This is a genomic window from Rhodococcus sp. NPDC003348 (assembly GCF_053589375.1).
In genome coordinates this window covers 86,618-106,462 of record NZ_JBSFRT010000020.1, presented here as the reverse complement: position 1 = coordinate 106,462, position 19,845 = coordinate 86,618, and the positions used below count along the sequence as shown (strand labels likewise).

Genomic DNA, 19,845 nt, shown 5'->3' with positions numbered 1-19,845 from the left:
CGCTCCTCCGCCAGCACCGCCAGCTCCACCAACTCCCGCGGACCGAACTGCTCCGCCGACGCCTTGTACCCGAGCTTGAGTGCCACCGTTCCTCCTGGGTGTGATGCAGATTGCAGACCGTCCCTCGCGACGCTAAACGAGATGGGCGCCTCGTGGTGCGGCGGGGTTGCCCGGGCGCCGCAGGTCCCTCACGCCCCGAGGACGGTGACGACGGCGGCGAATGCGGCGACCAGGGTGATCGCGACGGCGAACACCCACAGGTCCCGCTCCTCGGGCATCGGTGCACCGGATTCGAGCGCGCGGCGCACCTGCAGCCAGCGGCGCAGGCCGGCGATCGGGGCGGCAACGGCGAGCAGGATCAGCGTGAGCCCCAACAGGGTCCGCACCCATCCGGTGCTGAACTCGGGGACCAGATGCACCATCGCGATTCCCCCCGCCAGCAGACCCAGGGACGTGCGAATCCACGCGAGAAAGGTCCGCTCACTGGCCAGGGTGAATCGTTCGTCGGGGCGATCTTCGGGGTCGGCCACGGACTCATCCTCACACCGCGAGGCGGCGATGTCCGGCAGGCGCAATCGGGCCGGACGTCGTGTCCACCGCCACGGAGACCGTTCGGTGTCCGAAAGGTAACCTCCTGTCGACCTGCCTCCACCACCGCTGCCCGCCGGGAAGGACACCGCCGATGCCCTCCACGATTCCGGCGGCCCGCAGTCGGGTCCGCGTCGGAACCGTTCTCGGCGGGGCGGGACTGACGGCCCTGGTCGCGTGCGCGGTCGCGCTGCCCCCGATGCTGTCGAAGTCGACGGCGGATCGGCTCCACCGGTTCGCTGCGACCGAGCCGGTCGTCCCGGCAGCCGCGGAGGTGCCGCCACCCGAGCCGAGCCCCGCGGGCCTGATCGCGCTGGCCGCGGCGTACACCCAGGCAGGCAAGGCGTACGAGTGGGGCGGCACCGGACCCGACACCTGGGACTGTTCCGGGCTGGTGCAGTGGGCGTTCCGGCAGGCGGGGGTGGAACTGCCGCGGGTCAGCGAGGATCAGGCACTGGTCGGCGACCCCGTCTCGGTCGCCGACATGGCACCGGGCGACGTGATCACGTTCCGGGACGCCGCCGACCACGTCGGCATCTACGCCGGTGACGGGCAGGTGTTCAACGCCTACGACGACACCGTCCCGATCGGGTTGACGGCGCTCGCGGACCTGCCGCCGATCCACAACGTGCAACGGTTCTGAAACCCCTTTACCTGGCGAGGGGCCCGGTTCGAGCCGTAACGGAAAGTGATCTGTAACACTTTTCCCTCGAATCGTGATCTAACCTCCGACCGCTGCCCGAGGCCGACCAGGAGGACCACGCTCGTGAACTCATCGACCGCACGCGACCAGCGAACACCCCGTCTGCGCCGCGCCCTCGTGGCCGGCGCATTGACCGTCTGCGCCGTCACTCTCCCCGCGGCGCCCGCGCTCGCCGTCGGCAGTGCAGGCAGTTCGACCGGTTCGGTCAGCGCCGGCAGTTCGGCGATTCCGCTGCCGATCTCGTCGCCCGCCGGGCTGACCGCACTCGCGGCGGCGACCACCCAGACCGGCAAGCCCTACCTGTGGGGTGGGACCGGCCCGAACTCCTGGGACTGCTCCGGGCTCACCCAGTGGGCGTTCCGGCAGGCCGGCGTGCAGTTGCCGCGGGTCAGTCAGCAGCAGGCCTGGGTGGGAACGCCGATCCCGTTCGCGGCGATGGCGCCCGGCGACATCATCACCTTCCGTCCCGAGAACGATCACGTCGGCATCTACGCCGGTTTCGGTCAGGTGTTCAACGCGTACGGCGCCGGGGTGCCCATCGGGTTGACACCGCTGTCGGAGATGCCGCCGATCAACCAGATCCGTCGCTTCTGACTGGACGCGATTCTGACTGGACGCGATGAGTTCGGGCGACGACCCTGGTCTGTACGTGTGAGGACATCCACCCGAGAGACCGACACGTCATGGAGGACCGATCCGTCATGCAGAAGATCACGCCCTGTTTGTGGTTCGACTCGCAGGCCGAGGACGCCGCGGCCTTCTACACCGGCATCTTCAAGAACTCGTCCATCGGTGAGATCAGCCGGTACGGCGAGGGCATGCCCAAGCCCGCCGGTACCGCGATGACGGTGGCGTTCACCCTGAACGGTCAGGACTTCACCGCGCTCAACGGCGGACCCGAGTTCTCGTTCACCGAGGCGATCTCGTTCCAGGTCGACTGCGCCGATCAGGCCGAGGTCGACGAGTACTGGGACGCCCTCACCGCCGACGGCGGGCAGGAATCCCAATGTGGTTGGCTCAAGGACAAGTTCGGGGTGTCGTGGCAGATCGTGCCGTCGGCACTGCCCGTCATCCTCGGTGGCCCCGACCCGGCCGGGGCGCAGCGCGCGGTCGCCGCGATGATGCAGATGCGCAAGATCGACATCGGGGTGCTGCAGAAGGCATACGACGGCGAGTAGGCGAAGCCACACACCTTTTCGCGCGTCCGCAGAGGCGATCGAGGTCGAACGCCCCTGTGCGAGCGCGAAAGGGTGTGTGCATGCCCATCCCGGCGCGCTGCGACCGGGCGCGTCAGGCCGCGCGCAGCCCGAGTCCCCATTCCCGCGCCAGCAGCTCGTACGACCGCAGCCGGTCCTCGTGCCGGTGGGTCGCCGACGTCACGACGAGTTCGTCGGCGCCGGTGACCCGCTGGAGCGCCGCGAGCCGGTCGGAGACCGTGTCAGGGGCGCCGACGAACTGCGTCACCAACCGGTCCTCGACGAGTTCGCGTTGGCTGTCGGTGAGTGCGGGGGTGGTGGCCGGGTCCGGGTACGGGATCGCGCCCTGCCCCGAGCGGATGCTGTGGGTCCAGTGCCCGTACGTGGAGGCGAGATTCCGCGCGTCCCGGTCGGTGTCGGCCACCACCGCGTCGGCGGAGACCACCACGTACGGCTCGTCGAGCACCGCGGACGGCCGGAACGCGGCCCGGTACGCCTCGACCGCTTCGACCGTGGTGCCCGGGCTGACGTGGTAGTTCGCTCCGAACGGCAGTCCGAGGCGGCCGGCGAGTTCGGCGGACGGCCCTGCGCTCGAACCGAACACCCAGGTCTGCACGCGGGCGCCCGCACCGGGGACGGCGTGCAGGTCGATCCCGTCGGGCGTGGTGTAGGTGCCGTCGAGCAGGGCGAGGATCTCGTCGACCTGCTCGCCGAAGTCCGGTGACTGCGCGCCCGGCTGCTGCAGGGCCGCGAATCCTGCCACCAGTCGTGGCGACACGAGCAGTGCGTCCGGGGAGAACGGCGGCGGAATGACCAGTCCGTCACGAACTTCCGTGGTGGTGCGTCGCACCGGCGCCGCCGGTCCGCCCTGCGCCGCCTTCAGAGCATCGGCGCGCCGCTGCCCGGACCGCCCGATCCCGAGGTCGATCCGACCCGGGTGCAGGGCGTCGAGGGTGCCGAACGCCTCGACCACCGCGGCGGCGGTGTGGTGCCCCAACTGCACGGCGGCGGCGCCGACCCGGATGGTGTCGGTGGCGGCGGCGATCGCACCGATGAGCACCGCCGGGGACGACGACGCGACGGCGACGAAGTGGTGCTCGGCGACCCAGTAGCGGCGGTAGCCCCACTGTTCGGCGTGGCGCGCGAGGTCGATGGTGTTGCGCAGGGCCTGTGAGGCGGTGCTGCCCGCGCTGATCGGCGACAGGTCCAGTACCGACAGGGGAACGCGGCTCATGCGGTCAGCTCCTGGCTCTCGGGACGACTCGGGATGCGCGGGTTGCGCTCCCCCGCTTCGACGGCGAAGGGCAGTCGGTTGTCTGCCGGCGCGATCGGGCAGGTCGCGGCGTCGGTGAACGCGCAGGGCAGGTTCTCGGCCCGGTTGAAGTCGAGGATCACCGTGCCGTCCCCGGCCGGCGCCGCGATCTGCAGGATGCGGGCCGCCGGGTAGGTGGTGACGCCGCTGGTGGCATCGGTGAACAGCACCCGGGTCGGACCGCTGCCGTCGCCGAACACGGTGAGGGTGTGCTCGGCGCCCCCACGATCGAAGCTGACGGTCCCGACCGCCGGGTGGTGGTGCTCGAGCCCGTCCACGACGGCGCCGGTGGTGACCGTGCGACGCTCGGGGAACGGGGCGAGCCGGGCGGGGACCACCCAGCCGGGATCCGGCTCGTACGTGGGAATCCCGGTGAACTCCGCGAGGGCGGGCGCCTTCGGATCGTGGATGCGGACCGCGAATCGGCCGGTGCGGCGGATGATCTCGGCGTCCCGGTCGCCGAGGCGGATCCGCACACCGGGTGCGCCCTCGGCGGGTGTGAGGATCCCGGCACCGGATGTGCCGCTGTGCACCACGGTGTCGCCGTCGACGTGCCACAGGCCCGGAACCTCGTCGAGCACGGCCGGGTGCTCGTCCAGCCAGTGCAGTGCCGTCAGGCCGAGCCAGCCGTCGGGGTCCGACAGTGCTGCCTCGCGGGCCGCGCGCCAACGCTGCCAGTCCTCGTGGAACCGGTCCTGCTCCGATGCGGTGGTCATGAGGCTCGAACTCCTTCGGTGTGGGTGTGCGTGTCGCTTTGGGTCGCGGGACGCGGTGCGTCGAGACCGAGATGGCCTCGCAGGGTCGTGCTCTCGTATGTGGTGCGGAAGCTGCCGCGCTCCTGCAGCAGCGGCACCACTGTGTCGACGAATTCGTCCAGACCACCCGGCGTGAGGTGCGGGACGAGAATGAAGCCGTCGCTGGCGTCGGTCTGCACGTAGGTGTCGATCTCGTCGGCGACCTGCTGCGCGGTGCCGACGAACTGCTGGCGGGCGGTGACCTCGATGATCAGTTCGCGGATGCTGAGGTTCTCGGCCTCCGCCTTCTGCCGCCACGCCACCGCGACGGCTCGAGGGTCCTTGGCGTGCCGGACGCGTCCGCGGGTTATGTCGACGTTGTCCTCGGGCTCGACGTCGGGCAGCGGACCGTCGGGGTCGTAGCCGGACAGGTCGCGGCCCCAGACCTGTTCGAGGAAGGCGATCGCGGTCTGCGGACCGACCTGCTGCAGCCGGATGTGGTGGGCACGTTCTGCGGCGTCCTCGGCACCGTCGCCGAGGACGAACGTGGCCGCGGGCAGGATCTTCAGGTCGTCGCGGCGCCGCCCGTACCGGGCGAGACGGCCCTTCACGTCGGCGTAGAACGCCCGCGCGTCCTCGATCGTCCCGTGCCCGGTGAAGATGGCGTCGGCCTTGGCGGCGCCGAACTCGCGGCCCTCGTCCGAGTCCCCGGCCTGCAGAAGCACCGGGTGTCCCTGTGGGCTGCGCGGCACCTCGAAGCGTCCGGCGATGTCGAACTGGGTGGTGTGGATGTCGAACGGGGCGACGTCGTTGTCGGAGGCGAAGATCCCGCGTTCCCGGTCCACGAGCGGGGCGCCGGGGCGCCAGCTGTCCCACAGGGTTCGGGTGGCGTCGATGATCTCGTTGGCGCGCACGTACCGCTGGGAGTGGTCCAGGAAGCCACCGCGGCGGAAGTTCTCGCCGGTGAACGCGTCCGACGAGGTCACCATGTTCCATGCGGCACGGCCACCCGACAGGTGGTCCAGCGTCGCGAACTGCTTTGCCAGTTCGTATGGTTCGTTGAAGGTGGTGTTGATCGTCCCGGCCAGCCCGAGGTGGGTGGTGGCGCCGGCGAGCGCTTCGAGGACGGTCAGCGTGTCGGGCCTGCCCACCACGTCGAGGTCGTGGATCCGGCCGCGGTGTTCCCGCAGGCGCAGTCCCTCGGCGAGGAAGAAGAAGTCGAACAGTCCGCGTTCGGCGGTGCGGGCGAGATGCAGGAACGAGTCGAAGTCGATCTGACTCTTGGACTCCGAGTCCGCCCACACAGTCGTGTTGTTGACGCCGGGAAAGTGCGCGGCGAGGTGCACCTGCTTGCGGGCAGTGGTGCGTGACATCGTGATCGATCCCTTCAGTGAGTGGTGGCGTAGCGGCTGGCGGGACGGGGCAGGCCCAGTCGCTCGCGCAGGGTTCCCCTGTCCGTGCGCGCGGGCCGCAGCGCCGGGAGGACCCGCTCGACGAGCAGGTGCGCCGTCGAGGCCAGCGCGAGCGGCCGTAGGACGACGCCGTCGACGCCGGTTGCGCGGATGTCACCGAGACGCGTGGCGAGGCCGTCCGGCGTGCCCACGTGCAGGACGGTGTCCGGTACGTACGGGGTGCCGGACCAGCGGTCGAGCCGGTCCAGGTCCTGGGCGGCCGTGGCGTCGTCGGCGGCCAGCAGGACGTCGACGTCGAGCAGGATGTGCACACGACGGTTGCCCGCGGCGACACGAACGCGGTCGGCGAGACCTGCCGCCGCCGCCGGGTCGGTGGCGCGAATGCGCACGAGATCGGCTCGTGTCACGGCGAACTCGAAGGAGTCCTCGCCGTCGATCGTGGTCGCCACGACCGGCCGCCCCTGCGGGGAGCGCGGCGTGATGGACGGACCCTTGACCGAGAAGTACTCGCCTTCGAAGTCGATGTAGTGCAGCTTGTCGCGGTCGACGAAGCGCCCGGTGGCGACGTCCCGGATCTCGGCGTCGTCCTCCCAGCTGTCCCACAGCCGGACGGCGACCTCGGCGACCTCGTGCGCTTCCTCCCACAGCGATACCGGGTCCTGGGACTGCTTGCGCCCGAACAGTGCTGCCTGGTCCTCCCCGCTGGACACCGCGACCTGCCACCCGGCGCGACCACGAGTGGTGTGATCGAGGCTCTGGATCGCCTTGGCCACGTGGAACGGCTCGGTGTGGGTCACCGTCGCGGTGGGGATCAGGCCGATCCGGGAGGTGACGGCGGACAGTCGGGCGGCGACCCCGACGGCCTCGAGCCTGCCGCGGACGGTGTCCCGGGCGGTGGTCACCCCGAACCGGTCGGGCAGGAACGCCAGGTCCGCTCCCGCGCGGTCGGCGGCGCCGATCAGGTCGGACCAGTAGCCGCCTGTGAAGAGATCCTCGGCGCGCGAGTCGTCACGACGCCACGAGGCGGGATGCGCGCCGGTACCGGCGAACTCGATTCCCACCAGCAGTTCCGAGGTGGGCAGTTCTGAATTATCGGACATGTCGAACCTTCCCGGGGATCGCATCGAGCAGCACCCTGGTGTACTCGTGTTGCGGGTTGTCGAAAATATCTGCGGTGGAGCCGGATTCGACGATCTCACCGGACCGCATCACGGCGACGTTGTCGCTGATCTGCCGGACCACCGCCAGGTCGTGTGAAATGAACAGGTAGCTCAGCCCCAACTCGTCCTGCAGGTCGGTGAGCAGGTCGAGGATCTGTGCCTGTACCGACACGTCGAGTGCGGAGACGGGCTCGTCGAGGACCAGAAGTTCCGGCTGCAGGGCGAGTGCACGGGCGATCGCCACCCGCTGGCGCTGGCCGCCGGAGAGTTCGGCCGGGCGACGGTCGAGATGCGCCGCGGACAGCGCCACGTGGTCGAGCAGTTCCTCCACTCGGCGGGCTCGGTCACGCTTGGTGCCGATGCCGAAGGCACCGAGCGGTTCGGCGACGAGGTCCCGGATCCGCAGCTTCGGATCCAGTGCCGCGTACGGGTTCTGGTGCACGATCTGCACCCGCCGCCGCAGGGCCCGCAGGTCCCGTCCCCGCAGCCCGGTGATGTCCCGCCCGTCGAACCGGACCGTCCCGGACGTGGCGGTCTCGAGCCGAATCGCGATCCGCGCGACGCTCGACTTCCCCGACCCCGATTCGCCGACCAGGGACAGCGTCCGCCCGCGCGGAACGTCGAAGGAGACGCCGCGCACCGCGTCGAGCGAATGGCGGCGGTCGATCCGGAACGTCTTCGACACCGCCGACACGCTGAGCAGAGGGTCGGCCGCACCTCTCTCCGGGCGCACCGGTCCGTCGGCGAGACTCGGTGCGGCGGCGAGCAGCGACCGTGTGTACTCGTGCTGCGGGTTGTCCAGGACCTGCGAGGCCGATCCCGTCTCCACGACCCGGCCCCGCTGCATGACGACGATGCGGTCGGCGCGGTCGGCGGCGACACCGAGGTCGTGGGTGATGAGCAGGACCGCGGTGCCACGCTCGGCGATACGTGCCTCGAGGTGGTCGAGGATGCGACGCTGCACGGTGACGTCCAGCGCGCTGGTGGGTTCGTCGGCGATGACCAGGTCGGGGTGGCAGGCCAGCGCGATGCCGATGAGCACACGCTGCCGTTGGCCGCCGGACAGATCCTGTGGGTACTGACCGGCGCGCAGTTCGGGATTGTCGAGGCCGGCCTCCTCGAGGATCCGCAGCGCCTCGATCTTCGCGGAACGGCGGTCCGCGAGGCCGTGGATGCGCAGCGCCTCGGCAATCTGGTCCCCGACGCGGATCACCGGATTCAGCGACGTCGTCGGGTCCTGCGGGACCAGACCGATGCGGGCCCCGCGCACCTTCTCGAACGCCCGGTCGGACAGGGTGTCCAGGCGCTCCCCGTCGAACGTGACGGTGCCGCCGGTGACACGGCCGCTGCCGGAGAGCAGACCGAGGATTGCGTGCGCGGTCGTCGACTTGCCGGAGCCCGACTCGCCGACCACGGCGACGACTTCGCCGCGGGAGACAGTGAGGCCGACCCCGTCGACCGCGACGACGGGGTCGTTCGCGTCGCCGTACGCGACCCGGAGGTCGTCGACCTGCAGGAGCGCTGACCCGGTTCCGGCGGTGTCGGCGCTCATCGTCCGCTCCGATCCTCGATCGCGTGACCGATGCGGTGCGCCGCCAGGACGACGGCGATGATGACGAGACCGGGCAGTGTCGTCATCCACCACGCGGTGGCCAGGTAGTTGCGGCCCTCGGAGATCAGCGACCCCCATTCGGGTGTGGGCGGCACCGCTCCGAAACCGAGGAAGCTCAGGGAGGACACCGCCAGCACGGCCATCCCGAATTCGACTGCCGCCAGCGCTATCACCGGGGCATAGGCGTTGCGCAGCACGTGGCGGTACAGCACGGTGGGCCAACGGACGCCGGAGGCGAGGGCGGCCTCGACGTACAGCGCCCGCCGTACCCGCAGCACCTCCGAGCGCATGACGCGGGCGAAGTTCGCGACGAGTCCGACACCGACGGCGATCGCCACGTTGACGGTGCCGAAGCCGAGTGCGGTCACCAGGGCGAGCGAGAGCAGCAGCGCCGGAATCGACAGCAGCACGTCGACGATGCGCATCAGCACCGCGTCGACCGCTCCCCCAGCCGCACCCGACAGCAGGCCGACGATCGAGCCGACCACCAGGGCGATCCCGACCGCGACGAGTGTCGCGGTGAGCGAGAGCCCGGCGCCGTGCACGACCCGCGTGTACACGTCGCGGCCGATGTTGTCGGTGCCGAACCAGTGCGCGGCACTCGGGCCCTGCAGTTTCTCCGCGGGCACGCCCTGCAAAGGGTCACCGGACGCGAACACCGACGGAAACAGCGCGAACCCGATCGCGAGGAGCAGCACGACCGCGGACAGCGCCACCACCCAGTTGCGGCGGAGCCCGCGGACGGCGGTGCGGAGCGCCGCGGGACGGACGGTCGCGGCCGCCGCGGTGGATCCACGGCGCTGTACCGGGGCTGTGTCCGCGATCCCGACGGGTTCCCCGATCAATGTGTCAGACATGGGCCTTCACCTCCACGGTCTCGTCCTGCGATGTGGCATTCGGGTTCGTGGAGATCGGGGACGGGGAGTTCGGGGCGCCGCCGGCGGCCGATCCTCGCCTGCCTGCCGCTCGGCGGCCGCCGTCGACGATCCGCGGATCGATCAGCGGATACAGCAGATCGACGGCGAGGTTGACGAGCACGAACACCAGCGAGCTGAACACCACGACGCCCTGCACCACCGGTATGTCCTGGGCCATCACCGACATCTGGGTCAGCCGGCCGAGCCCGGCGCGGGAGAAGACCGTCTCCACGACGACTGACCCGGCGAGCAGGGTCCCGACCAGGACACCGGCGATGGTGAAGGCCGGGATGCTCGACAGCCGCAACGCATGCCGTGTCTGGATCTGCCAGCGGGACGCTCCCTTCGCCCGTGCCGCCTCGATGAAAGGCTGCCGCCAGGTGCTCTGCAGGCTGGCCGCGAGCACCTGCGCGATGACCGCACCCGTCGGCAGGGCCAGGGTGATCGCGGGCAGCACCAGGTGGGAGAGGCCGCCGTCGCCGAACGCGGGGAACAGCGTGAGGCGGAACGAGAACACCTGCAGCAGAATCAATCCGACCCAGAATGTGGGGACCGCGACACCGAGCGGCGGCAGCGAGAACAGGAGGCTGCGCAACCGGGTCGATCGCGTGTAGGTGGCGAGGAACGCGACCGCCGTGCCGAACACCACGGCGAGCACCAGAGCGGTGAATGCCAGCGCCAGGGTGCCCGGAACAGCCGAGGCGATCGCGTCCGTCACCGACTGGCCGGTGGAGATGGACGTACCGAAGTCACCCCGGACCGCGGCCGTGAGCGCGTTCCAGTACTGCACCCACACCGGCTGGTCCAACCCGTATCGGGCCTGCAGCTGCGCGACCGCGTCGGCATCGATCGCGGCACCGCTGGCGGCGGCGGAGTCCACCGCCATGCTCACCGGGTCGGACGGCAGCAGGTACAGCACGACGAACGACACGGTGAAGGCCGCCCACAGCACGCCGATCGCCTGCAGCACGCGGGATCCGAGATATCGAGTCATCGGCTACTCGCTGAGCCAGGTGTCGAAGAACTGCAGGCGTGCGGATGCCTCGAACTTGAGGTCCTGCACGGTGGCACCGGCACCGATGGCCTGGGACAGCTCGACGGTGGGAAGCCACAATCCGTTGTCGAGGACCAACTGCTGCGCCCTCTCGATCAGCTCTCCCCGCTGCGCCGGCTCGGTGGTCCGCAGCTGGGCGGCAAGCACCTCGTCGAGCTCGGGGATCGGACCGCGGGCGTTGAGATTACGGCCGTCGATCCCGAAGGCGGTGCGCAGGATGTCACCGTCTGCGCGGGTGCTGTTGTAGTAGGTGGAGTCGTAGTCCTTGGTCGACTGCCGGGCGGTTTGCTCGGCCGTCGAGACGAGTTCGAGTTGCAGGTCGATGCCCACGGCGCGCAGCTGTTGCTGGACGAGCTCGAGGATGGCCTGGTTTCCGGCGAACACCGCGCTGAAGGTGACCTTGAAGCTCAGCGGCTTCCCATCCTTGGCACGGATACCGTCCGGGCCGGGCTTCCAGCCGGCCTCGTCGAGGATCTTCCTCGCTGCGTCCGGGTCGTAGGTGGCCGCCGGGAGTTCCACGTAGTTTGGGGTCGCGTAGGCGAGTGTGCTGGTGGCGGGCCGAAAGTCGGGCCCGAGCACGGTGTCGACGAGCTCCTGCCGGTTGATCGCGGGGACGATTGCGGCGCGCACCGCCGGGTCGGCGAGGACGCCGCGGGTCACGTTCGGCTGGAATCCGAAGGGAATACCCGGGTTCGACGTGGTGAGGATCCGACCCCCGGAACCCTCGATCTGCGGAGCGTCCTGGGGAAGGGCATCGGAGACGGCGTCGAGCTGGCCGGACGCCAGCGATCCACTGCGCACGCCGGATTCGGGCACGATGGTGAACTCGATCTTGTCGAGATAGGCCTCGCCGTCGTGCGCGAACACGTCCGAACCCCAGGCGTAGCCGGCGCGCTTGGCCAGGGTTGCCGACTTGTCCTGGACGTAGCTCTCGTAGACGAACGGGCCGGTACCGGACAGGTTGCCCGCGCACCGCTGCTCCGCGGTCTTCGCGACGTCGGTATCGGACAGGAAGCCGAGCTGCACCGTGGAAGCGGCCTGCAGGAACTGCGAATTCGGCGACGAGAAGCCGACCTGCACGGTGCGTGGGTCCACCACGGTGGCGCCGGTGTAGCCCGACAGGTAGCTGGCAGCCAGAGGCGCCTTCGCCCCGGTCAGTGCGTTCAGGATCGAGTCGAAGTTCTTCTTGACCGACTCCGCGGTGAACGCGGAGCCGTCGCTGAAGGTCACCCCGTCGCGCAGGTGAAACGTGAACGAGGTCGCGTCGGCATTGACGTCCCAGCTCTCCGCGAGCCACGGCTTCGGTTCCCCGGTCTCGGGGTCCTGGTCGGTGAGCGAATCGACCACCTGCCGGGCCACGTAGATCGTTTGGTTGGAACCGGATTGGGCCGGGTCCGCGCAGGTCGGGGCGCCCGAAAGCCCGTACCGCAGGGTGCCGCCCGCATGTGGGGTACCGGCATCGGTCCCGCCGGCCGCGTCGGCGGACCCGCACGCGGTCAGGCCCGCGGTCAGTGCCGCGGATGCGGCCAACGCGAGCGCGGCTCGACGCCGGCGATGGGCAGAAGTTGACGACAAGAACACCGAGGGCTCCATTTTCTCTACACGCACAGATCGCTGCACGGCGCCGGGGCACCGCGTGTGCGGTGCCCCGGCACCGAAACGGGGGCTGATCCGATCAGGACTTCGGGGCGAACGAGGCTGTGGACGAACAGGTTCCGGAAGCGACACGGCACAGGTCGATGTGCAGCCGCGCCCATGCGGTCACGAAGCCCATGCCGATCATGCCAACGCCTCCATCGTTCCCGGCGGTAGCACCCTCTCCTGACGATCAGGGGGTTGCTGCGACGTCGTCGAGCCGGGTCTCTCGGTCGCTCTGGATGGTCGATGCCGATGTTAATGATCCACCTGTCCCTGACAAAGCCTTAACGTCAGCGCGATCGAAACCCTTCTCCGAGATGCCATGTCGATACGTTGGGGTCGGTTGATCGCCCGAGGGTGTGCGCCTCGCGCATCTGCGCGATGTCACCTTCGGAAATCGCATCCGGCTGTCACCGATGTCTCGGTACACGGCCGTCGCCGGTGTTCCCGGCGACTGGGCCTGAACCCCACGCTCGACCCGCAAAACCAAACGAGCAGGCCGAGCAGATCCACGAATCTGGTCAATCTGTCGGACACCCGAAGTAGAATTCGAACATGAGTTCGACAATCGGGGGCGGGGGAGTTGGCCAGGTGGAACACCACCTGGCCGCCCTCGATGCCGCCGTCGACGGCCTGCTCGGGGTGGGACTGGTCGGACTGTCGGACGGTGACGTTGTAGAAGTGATGCAGCGGTTCGAGACGTCGCTGAGGAAGGCCTCCTCGGTCGGGAACCGGCTCGTCGTCGAGGCCGGCGAACGCTCACTTCCGGGAACCCTGGCCTGCCGATCGATCAACGAATTCCTCGTCCAGACACTGCGAATCTCGGGAGGCGACGCGGCCGCGCGGGTCAAGCGGGCACGCAAGACCGGGGTGTGGCACACCGTCGTGGGGGAACCGATGGAACCCACCTTGCCGGAAACGTCCGCCGCACTGACCGACGGCGCGATCGGTGTCGATCATGTCCGGGTGATCGCGCAGGTGATGCGCAAGGTTCCGCACGGAACCGACGTCGACAAGATCGAGGTCGCCGAACGGATCCTCGCCGACACCGCCCGCTCCACCACTCCCGAAGACGTGACGATGATCGGCGTCCATCTGCTCGCGCACCTGGCGGCCGACGGCGACGTTCCCGACGAGAAGGATCGCAAACGACGCCGCGGGCTGCGGATCGGGAAGCAGGGCCCCGATCTCATGACGCCGGTCTCCGGACTGCTCGATCCGGAGTTGCGGGCGATGTTGGAGCCGGTGCTGGCGAAACTCGCACGACCCGGCATGAACAACCCCGACGATCCCGAGTCGCCCAGGGGCGACGTGGACTCGCCGGACCTGGATCGCACCGCACTCGCGAAGGCCGCCGCCCGCGACACCCGCACTGCGTGCAACGCAACCACGACGCCATGAAAGCCGCTCTACGACAACTACTGTCATCGGGTGTGCTGGGTGCTCATCGGGGATTGCCGGTGACCGCGATCATCACCATGACCCTGAAGCAACTCGAACAAGCGACCGGGATCGTCACCACCGCCTCCGGTGGCATCGTCCCCATTTCGGATGCGCTGCGGATGGCCGAGCAGGCCCATCCGGTGCTCGTTCTGTTCGATCACCGCGGACGACCACTGCACCTCGGACGCTCGAAACGTCTCGCGTCCGCCGATCAACGCCTTGCGCTGATCGCCGCGTCCGGTGGCTGCACCCGCCCCGGCTGCGACGCACCCGCCTCGATTACCGCCGTCCATCACATCCGTGAGTGGAAGGACGACGGGCGTACCGACATCACCAACGAGGACCTCGCCTGCGATGCCTGCCACGCCCTCGTCCACGACGGACCGGGCGGCTGGAAGACCCGCACCGCACCCGACGGCACCGAGCACGCCGGGCGGACCGAGTGGATCGCACCGAGACACATCGACCCGGGACAAGGACCGAGGGTCAATCACAGACATCACCTCGACGAGATCATCGCCGAGTCCGTCAAACACGCCCGTGCACGCCGCGAAGCCGAAGTGCGCGAACATCACCGCCGCTGGCAACACGGGATGAGCGGTGTCGACCATGGTGGCGGTGACGACGACGCGCCGTGACCCGAGGTCGCCCACTCCGGGTGGAAAGCAACGGTCACCCAGCGGAACCGGCTACCCGACGGTGACGGGGTGCGCCGGAACAGGCAGAGCGAGGTTGTCGCGCAGTGTCGTGCCCGTGTACTCACTGCGCAGGACGCCGCGGTCCTGCAGGTGCGGCACGACCTGGTCGACGAACTCGTCGAGGCCCGTGGGCACGAGGTGCGAACCGATGATGAAGCCGTCGGATCCGTCGCTGCGCACGAAGGTGTCGATCTGCTCGGCGATCTGTGCGGCGGTCCCGACGATCGGGCCCCGCTCGAACTGGTCGGCGACGGTCTCGCGCAGTGTCAGCTTCTTCTCCTCCGACACCGCACGGAGTTTCGCCACGGTGTCGAAGCGGTCCTGGTGGATGAACGCGCGGCCCTGAATGATCGGCGGTGCCTCCGGGTCGGGGTCGATGTCGGGGATCGGCCCGTCCGGGTCGTACGCCGACAGGTCTCGGTTCCACAACTGCTCGAGCAGGATCAGTGCGGTCTGGCCGGTGACCTGCTGGTCGCGGATCTCCAGGTACTTCTCGCGGGCGTCGGCTTCGCTGTCGCCGAGCACGAAGCTCGCCGACGGCAGGATCTTCAGATCGTCCGCGCTGCGGCCGGCGGCGACGGCGCGAGCCTTGACGTCCCGGTAGTACTCGGCCGCCTCCGGCAGGCTCCCGTACGGCGAGAAGATCGCGTCGGCGTTGGCGGCAGCGAAGTCGCGTCCCTGCGGCGACACCCCGGCCTGCAGGAGGACCGGCCGGCCCTGCGGGCTGCGCGGAACCGTGAAACGGCCACGGATGTCGAACTGGTCGCCGTGGAACTCGAACGCACCGGCGTCCGGCCGGTTCAGGAATCGGCCGCTGCCCCGGTCGGCGACGATGTCGTCTTCCCGCCACGAATCCCACAGCTGCCGCACGGCTTCGACGGCTTCCTCGGCGCGGATGTACCGCTGCGAGTGCGGCAGGAATCCCCCACGACGGAAGTTCCGGCCGGTGAACGCGTCGAACGACGTGACGACGTTCCACGCGGCACGACCGCCGGACAGTTGATCGAGCGTCGCGAATTGGCGGGCCAGCTCGTACGGTTCGTTGAACGTGGCGTTGATCGTTCCGGCCAGGCCGAGGTGTTCGGTGACCGCAGCCAGGGACGCGAGCACCGTGAAGGTGTCCGGGCGGCCGATGATGTCCTGGTCGAAGATCTCGCCGGCGCGTTCGCGCAGCACGAGACCCTCCGCGAGGAAGAAGAAGTCGAACTTGCCGCGTTCGGCGGTGCGGGCGGTGTGCTCGAACGAGTCGAACTCGATCTGGCTGCCGGCCTCCGGATGCCACCACGCTGTGTGGTGGTTGACGCCACCGAGGTAGGCGCCGAGGATGACCTGCTTCTTGGGTGTGCTCATGGGTCCGTCTCTCCTGGGATCAGGCTGCCGGAGTTCCGGCCGCGTAGCGGTTGGGGACGTCGGTGGGCAGACCAAGAAGCCCGCGCAGCGAGGTGTCGGGATACTCGGTGCGGAAGAGTCCGCGCCGCTGCAGTTCCGGCACCAGCACCGTGGTGACGGCCTCGAGATCGTCCACCGCGACGCCCGGGCGAAGCCGGAATCCGTCGAAGCCCTGCTGCTGCCACGACTCGAGTCGATCGGCGAGCTCGCCCGCGCTGCCCGTGAACACCGTCGCGTCCGTGACGAGCTCGCGGCCCGCGAGGCGGTCGAGCCGCCGCAGCCGGTCGGCACCGAACTCCCGGTCCGTGTCGAGGAAGACCAGGACGTCGGCGTACACCTGCAGCGGAACACCTGGGCGCCCAACGCGCTCGGCGGCCGCCGAGACGTCGGCGAGCACCGCGGGGCCGTTGGTGTCCGTGGGTGTCACGAACACCAGATCCGCCGTGCGCGCGGCCAGTTCGTACGCGACGTCCCGGTGTGCAAGAGCTGTGACCACCGGCTGCCCCTGGGGCGGGCGGGGGGTGATCGACGGCCCACGGACGCTGAAGAAGCGCCCCTCGAAGTCGACGTGATGCAGCTTGCCCCGGTCGATGAACCGGCGCGTGGCGACCTCGCGGATCTCCGCGTCGTCCTCCCAGCTGTCCCACAGGCGACGGACGACCTCGACGACGTCGGCGGCCTCGTCGAACAGTTCCAGGGCGAACGCGGGCAGCGCCCCGGTCGCCAGCGCCTCCCTGTCCCGCTTGTCCAGTCCGGGAACGTCCCGGCGCCCGAAGTGCGCCGCCTCTTGTTCCGACGACGACACCTTGACCTGCCAGCCCGCGCGGCCGCGCGACGTGTAGTCCAGCGTCGCGACCGCCTTCGACACGTGGAACGGCTCGGTGTGGGTGGCGGTGATCGTCGGGATCAGTCCGAGGCGCCGCGTCCGCGGGGCAATCCGCGCGGCGACGAGGTGGGCATCGAGCCGCGCGCGCACGACGTCCACCGCATCCGGGTCCTCGGCGACGTATGGGTTGCCGGGCACGGCGAAACTGTCCTCGATGGTCACGAAGTCGAGCAGTCCACGCTCCGCAGTCGCGGCGAGGTCTGTCCAGTAGGAACCCGAGAAAAGTTCCCGGGGCCGTGAATTCGGCTCCCGCCAGGCTGCGGGATGCCAGCCGGCGCCGTCGAGGGCGACGCCGAGGTGGACGGGGTGGGTCGGGGACATCGGGTGAACTCCTGTGGTCGGTGGTGTGTGGGGCTCCGACGAAACCGGCGAAGCGTGGTGGGGGCACATTCGGCGGCGATCTCAGGCCACCGCGACGGAGTCGCGGTGCGGGATCACCTGGCGCAGCACCGGAGCCACTTCCGCCTGGAACAGTTCGAGGCTCGCGCGCTGTTCGGCGGTGGACAGCCCGCCCCGGTCTGCGGTGACGTGCGTGACCTCGTGTCCGAGTCGGTCGTGGTAGCGCAGGACCTTCTCGATCACCTGCTGTGGACTGCCGATCAGGGCGGAACTGCGCTCCACGAAGTCCTCCACCGTCTCGAAGACCACCGGCAGGCCGCTGTCCCGGGCGAACCGCAGTCGCGCCTCGAACAGCGGGCGGTAGCGCTGCACCGCCTCCTGCGACGTGCGCGCGACATGGAGTCCCGCGGTCCCGGCACCGACGCGGGCGTCGGCGGGGTCGTGCCCGTACGCCTGCCATCGCTCGCGGTAGTGCTCGACGAGCTCGGCGTAGGGCTCGATCGGGTTGGTGACGTTCGCGGAGAACACCGGATCGCCGTACTTCGCTGCGAGGTCGACGGATTCCCGGCTGGTCGCGCTGCCGTGCCAGATGGTCAGGCGCGGTTGCAGCGGGCGCGGCACGGTGACCGCATCGGTCAGGGCGGGCCGGAATCGTGCATCCCAGGTGACGGTCTCGTTCTCCCACAGCGCCCGGAACAGTTCGTAGCCTTCACGATTGCGTTCCCACTGGTCCTCGGGACTCACGTGGAACAGGTCCGCCTGGGCGGTGCCGTTGCCCTTCCCGATCATCAGCTGCAGTCGGCCGCCCGACAGGTTGTCGAGCGTGGAGTAGTCCTCGAAGGCGCGCACCGGGTCGAGCAGGCTCAGCGTCGTCACCCCGGTCCACAGTTCCAGCGTGGTCGTGCGGGCGGCGATGTTGCTGAGCACGACCGGCGGTGACGACGCCAGGAACGGCCGCTCGTGGCGTTCACCGACGGCAAAGCCCTCGAAACCGAGTTCCTCCGCGAGAACGGCGGTGTCGACGACCTCCTTCAGGCGGGCGGCCGGATCGAGCCACTCCCCCGTGACCGGATCGGGCTGGTGGGTGATCAGACTGAGGAGCAGGAACTTCACGCGGAGTCGGCCTTTCGGATCAGGTACTTCTCGAACGGGTGCGGCCCGATCTCCTCGGATGGGCGCGTCGGGTCGAACAGTGCGGTGTAGCCGGCCGCCAGATACAGCGCGACCGCCTCCGGCTGACGCCAGCCGGTCGTCAGGTAGATGCGGGTGTAGCCCCGCAGCGCCGCCTCCACCTCGAGTTCCTCGAGGACGATGCGCCCCAGCCCCCGACGCCGGTGCCTGCTCGAGGTCCAGATCCGCTTGAGTTCCGCCGTCGCCTGGTCGTAACGGCGGAAGGCCCCGCCCGCCACCGGTTCCCCGTTCTCGACGACGACCAGCAGCACCCCGTCCGGTGGCGCGAACTCGTTGCCGGGATGAGTGGTCAGCGCCTCGAACTGCTCCTCGAACGGGCGCTCGTAGCGCATGCTGTACTCGACGGCCAGCTCCGCGAGGAGCGGAGCGGCGAGCGGGTCGTCCTGCGTCACCGTGTGCACCTGCAGGCGCCGCGTCCGGCCCGTCACGCGACCTCCGTCCGCCGCGTCCCGAACCGGAACGGTTCGGGCGCACGAACGTCGCCCGCGACCAGTCCCGCGACCAGATCGCCGATGGCAGGCGCGAACTTGAATCCGTGCCCGGAGAATCCCGCCGCGACCGTCACGTCCCCGAGCCGGTCGACGACGAATCGGCCGTCCGGAGTGGTGGTGTAGAGGCAGGTGTCCGCGACCGCGGATGCCGCATCGACACCCGGCAGCCATGCCGCGGCATAGTCGACGAGGCGCTGCACCCCGGCCGGATCGGGCCGGAAGTCGCGGGTGTCGGGGTGCACTTCGGGCCCGGTGCCGTGCTCACCGATCTTGATGCCGGACGCGGAGCCGAGGCCGTAGATGCCTTCGCCGGCCAGCTCGGCACCGGGGTGGTGGACGAAGCTCGGCCACTCCGCACCGGTCACGGGTGCGAAGTGGGCGGGCTGTTCCTGCGTGGTGCGCAGCGCCGGCAAGGTCGGGGCGGGCCGAATGTCGGCACCGGCGAGCAGGGTTCGGGTCCAGGCACCCGCCGCGAGGACGACGTGCCTGGCCCGGACAACACCGACGTCGGTGACCACGTCGACGCCCGATCCGGTGCCGTGGATCTCGCGGACCGCGTGGCGATACCGGACGTCGGCGCCGGCCCGCTGCGCTGCCAGCTGCAGCGCACGCACCGCCCGATCCGCGTGCAGCCGTCCCGCCCCGCGATGGTGGAGCACGGTGGTGTCGAATCGCATTCCGGTCCAGCGTTTCTCCGCTGCCGCCGGTTCGAGCAGTTCGTGTGGGACGCCCAGCCCCGAGAGCGTTCGGGTACGGGCCGCCACCGCCACGGGATTGCCGTGGTCGACTGCCCCGGTGAGAGTGAGTACATCGGTGCCGCTGATCTCCTCCAGTTCCCGCCACAGCGGCAATGCGCGCCCGGCGAGCACGGTGTGGAACTCGTCGTCGTACGCCTGCCGGTAGATCCGGGAGGTGCCGTGGGAGGCCCCGCGCCGGTGGTCCGGTTCGAACTGCTCGAGCAACACCACCGACCGGCCCCGCGCGGCCGACCGCCACGCCGACGCCGAACCGATGACGCCACCACCGACGACCACGACGTCCACCGGGCCCTGCACCTGCGTCATGTTCTCTCCCTGCTCGTC

19 protein-coding genes, 1 pseudogene and 1 riboswitch are annotated in these 19,845 nt (G+C 69.7%); of the genes and pseudogenes, 5 read left to right on the top strand and 15 right to left on the bottom strand.

All coding sequences use genetic code 11. From position 1 onward, the window contains the following. Positions 1–188: 188 nt before the first annotated feature. Positions 189–530: a YidH family protein gene (locus ACWDU4_RS15200; RefSeq protein ID WP_450114725.1), complete on the bottom strand. Its 342-nt coding sequence runs from the start codon at positions 528–530 to the stop codon at positions 189–191. Between the two features lie 152 nt (positions 531–682). Here ACWDU4_RS15200 and ACWDU4_RS15195 point away from each other — a divergent pair, with 152 nt between their 5' ends. The 3 genes from ACWDU4_RS15195 (at position 683) to ACWDU4_RS15185 (ending at position 2,469) form a co-directional block, all read left to right on the top strand. Then, on the top strand, positions 683–1,231 hold the full coding sequence (locus tag ACWDU4_RS15195) for an NlpC/P60 family protein (protein ID WP_450114724.1): 549 nt from the start codon (positions 683–685) through the stop codon (positions 1,229–1,231). 162 nt (positions 1,232–1,393) lie between these two features. Further along, on the top strand, positions 1,394–1,885 hold the full coding sequence (locus tag ACWDU4_RS15190; RefSeq protein ID WP_450114734.1) for a C40 family peptidase: 492 nt from the start codon (positions 1,394–1,396) through the stop codon (positions 1,883–1,885). 107 nt (positions 1,886–1,992) lie between these two features. Then, positions 1,993–2,469 (top strand): VOC family protein, encoded by a 477-nt coding sequence (locus ACWDU4_RS15185; protein ID WP_450114733.1) that lies wholly within the window; start codon positions 1,993–1,995, stop codon positions 2,467–2,469. A gap of 112 nt (positions 2,470–2,581) precedes the next feature. Here ACWDU4_RS15185 and ACWDU4_RS15180 read toward each other — a convergent pair whose 3' ends face one another. From ACWDU4_RS15180 to ACWDU4_RS15140, 9 genes are all read right to left on the bottom strand, one after another. Beyond that, the gene (locus tag ACWDU4_RS15180) at positions 2,582–3,721 is read right to left on the bottom strand and encodes an LLM class flavin-dependent oxidoreductase (protein ID WP_450114723.1); all 1,140 of its coding nucleotides are present in this window, start codon (positions 3,719–3,721) and stop codon (positions 2,582–2,584) included. Then, a complete protein-coding gene (locus ACWDU4_RS15175) occupies positions 3,718–4,515 on the bottom strand; it encodes a DUF1684 domain-containing protein (RefSeq protein ID WP_450114722.1) in 798 nt (265 codons plus the stop codon). Before ACWDU4_RS15175 ends, ACWDU4_RS15180 begins: the two co-directional genes overlap by 4 nt. Further along, positions 4,512–5,906, bottom strand: coding sequence for an NtaA/DmoA family FMN-dependent monooxygenase (locus tag ACWDU4_RS15170; protein ID WP_450114721.1), 1,395 nt, complete (start codon positions 5,904–5,906; stop codon positions 4,512–4,514). Before ACWDU4_RS15170 ends, ACWDU4_RS15175 begins: the two co-directional genes overlap by 4 nt. Before the next feature lie 14 nt (positions 5,907–5,920). Then, the gene (locus ACWDU4_RS15165; RefSeq protein WP_450114720.1) at positions 5,921–7,045 is read right to left on the bottom strand and encodes an LLM class flavin-dependent oxidoreductase; all 1,125 of its coding nucleotides are present in this window, start codon (positions 7,043–7,045) and stop codon (positions 5,921–5,923) included. Continuing rightward, the gene (locus tag ACWDU4_RS15160; RefSeq protein WP_450114719.1) at positions 7,035–8,657 is read right to left on the bottom strand and encodes a dipeptide ABC transporter ATP-binding protein; all 1,623 of its coding nucleotides are present in this window, start codon (positions 8,655–8,657) and stop codon (positions 7,035–7,037) included. The genes ACWDU4_RS15165 and ACWDU4_RS15160 overlap by 11 nt, the downstream gene beginning before the upstream one ends. Further along, a complete protein-coding gene (locus ACWDU4_RS15155; RefSeq protein ID WP_450114718.1) occupies positions 8,654–9,574 on the bottom strand; it encodes an ABC transporter permease in 921 nt (306 codons plus the stop codon). Before ACWDU4_RS15155 ends, ACWDU4_RS15160 begins: the two co-directional genes overlap by 4 nt. Continuing rightward, positions 9,567–10,628 carry an ABC transporter permease gene (locus ACWDU4_RS15150; protein ID WP_450114717.1) on the bottom strand — a complete coding sequence of 354 codons (1,062 nt, stop codon included), beginning with the start codon at positions 10,626–10,628 and terminating at the stop codon, positions 9,567–9,569. The genes ACWDU4_RS15155 and ACWDU4_RS15150 overlap by 8 nt, the downstream gene beginning before the upstream one ends. Positions 10,629–10,631: 3 nt before the next feature. After that, positions 10,632–12,281: an ABC transporter substrate-binding protein gene (locus ACWDU4_RS15145; protein ID WP_450114716.1), complete on the bottom strand. Its 1,650-nt coding sequence runs from the start codon at positions 12,279–12,281 to the stop codon at positions 10,632–10,634. 82 nt (positions 12,282–12,363) lie between these two features. Beyond that, positions 12,364–12,462, bottom strand: coding sequence for a putative leader peptide (locus ACWDU4_RS15140; protein ID WP_450114732.1), 99 nt, complete (start codon positions 12,460–12,462; stop codon positions 12,364–12,366). A gap of 16 nt (positions 12,463–12,478) precedes the next feature. Continuing rightward, a riboswitch (SAM riboswitch) is annotated at positions 12,479–12,572 on the bottom strand. Between the two features lie 309 nt (positions 12,573–12,881). Here ACWDU4_RS15140 and ACWDU4_RS15135 point away from each other — a divergent pair. Together ACWDU4_RS15135 and ACWDU4_RS15130 are read left to right on the top strand one after the other, a co-directional pair. Then, positions 12,882–13,939: pseudogene (locus ACWDU4_RS15135) on the top strand (DUF222 domain-containing protein); the annotation flags it as partial. After that, the gene (locus tag ACWDU4_RS15130) at positions 13,919–14,407 is read left to right on the top strand and encodes an HNH endonuclease signature motif containing protein (RefSeq protein WP_450114731.1); all 489 of its coding nucleotides are present in this window, start codon (positions 13,919–13,921) and stop codon (positions 14,405–14,407) included. The pseudogene ACWDU4_RS15135 and the gene ACWDU4_RS15130, both read left to right, overlap by 21 nt. A gap of 51 nt (positions 14,408–14,458) precedes the next feature. On the opposite strand, the gene ACWDU4_RS15125 is transcribed toward ACWDU4_RS15130, so the two are convergent. From ACWDU4_RS15125 to ACWDU4_RS15105, 5 genes are all read right to left on the bottom strand, one after another. Beyond that, positions 14,459–15,817, bottom strand: coding sequence for an NtaA/DmoA family FMN-dependent monooxygenase (locus tag ACWDU4_RS15125; protein WP_450114715.1), 1,359 nt, complete (start codon positions 15,815–15,817; stop codon positions 14,459–14,461). A gap of 19 nt (positions 15,818–15,836) precedes the next feature. Beyond that, a complete protein-coding gene (locus ACWDU4_RS15120) occupies positions 15,837–17,063 on the bottom strand; it encodes an LLM class flavin-dependent oxidoreductase (protein WP_450114714.1) in 1,227 nt (408 codons plus the stop codon). 81 nt (positions 17,064–17,144) lie between these two features. Next, complete coding sequence (locus ACWDU4_RS15115; protein ID WP_450114713.1) at positions 17,145–18,194, bottom strand: LLM class flavin-dependent oxidoreductase; 1,050 nt, start codon at positions 18,192–18,194, stop codon at positions 17,145–17,147. Then, the gene (locus ACWDU4_RS15110; protein ID WP_450114712.1) at positions 18,191–18,700 is read right to left on the bottom strand and encodes a GNAT family N-acetyltransferase; all 510 of its coding nucleotides are present in this window, start codon (positions 18,698–18,700) and stop codon (positions 18,191–18,193) included. Before ACWDU4_RS15110 ends, ACWDU4_RS15115 begins: the two co-directional genes overlap by 4 nt. Beyond that, positions 18,697–19,827, bottom strand: a complete 1,131-nt coding sequence (locus ACWDU4_RS15105) for an FAD-dependent oxidoreductase (protein WP_450114711.1) — start codon at positions 19,825–19,827, stop codon at positions 18,697–18,699. Before ACWDU4_RS15105 ends, ACWDU4_RS15110 begins: the two co-directional genes overlap by 4 nt. Positions 19,828–19,845: the final 18 nt, after the last annotated feature.

Bases quoted from the DNA above. Each gene is read 5' to 3' on its own strand.
- ACWDU4_RS15120 (WP_450114714.1), bottom strand. From the start codon at position 17,063: ATGTCCCCGACCCACCCCGTCCACCTCGGCGTCGCCCTCGACGGCGCC.
- ACWDU4_RS15180 (WP_450114723.1), bottom strand. From the start codon at position 3,721: ATGAGCCGCGTTCCCCTGTCGGTACTGGACCTGTCGCCGATCAGCGCG.
- ACWDU4_RS15160 (WP_450114719.1), bottom strand. From the start codon at position 8,657: ATGAGCGCCGACACCGCCGGAACCGGGTCAGCGCTCCTGCAGGTCGAC.
- ACWDU4_RS15185 (WP_450114733.1), top strand. From the start codon at position 1,993: ATGCAGAAGATCACGCCCTGTTTGTGGTTCGACTCGCAGGCCGAGGAC.
- ACWDU4_RS15150 (WP_450114717.1), bottom strand. From the start codon at position 10,628: ATGACTCGATATCTCGGATCCCGCGTGCTGCAGGCGATCGGCGTGCTG.
- ACWDU4_RS15165 (WP_450114720.1), bottom strand. From the start codon at position 7,045: ATGTCCGATAATTCAGAACTGCCCACCTCGGAACTGCTGGTGGGAATC.
- ACWDU4_RS15125 (WP_450114715.1), bottom strand. From the start codon at position 15,817: ATGAGCACACCCAAGAAGCAGGTCATCCTCGGCGCCTACCTCGGTGGC.
- ACWDU4_RS15145 (WP_450114716.1), bottom strand. From the start codon at position 12,281: ATGGAGCCCTCGGTGTTCTTGTCGTCAACTTCTGCCCATCGCCGGCGT.
- ACWDU4_RS15155 (WP_450114718.1), bottom strand. From the start codon at position 9,574: ATGTCTGACACATTGATCGGGGAACCCGTCGGGATCGCGGACACAGCC.
- ACWDU4_RS15195 (WP_450114724.1), top strand. From the start codon at position 683: ATGCCCTCCACGATTCCGGCGGCCCGCAGTCGGGTCCGCGTCGGAACC.
- ACWDU4_RS15170 (WP_450114721.1), bottom strand. From the start codon at position 5,906: ATGTCACGCACCACTGCCCGCAAGCAGGTGCACCTCGCCGCGCACTTT.
- ACWDU4_RS15140 (WP_450114732.1), bottom strand. From the start codon at position 12,462: ATGGGCTTCGTGACCGCATGGGCGCGGCTGCACATCGACCTGTGCCGT.
- ACWDU4_RS15175 (WP_450114722.1), bottom strand. From the start codon at position 4,515: ATGACCACCGCATCGGAGCAGGACCGGTTCCACGAGGACTGGCAGCGT.
- ACWDU4_RS15105 (WP_450114711.1), bottom strand. From the start codon at position 19,827: ATGACGCAGGTGCAGGGCCCGGTGGACGTCGTGGTCGTCGGTGGTGGC.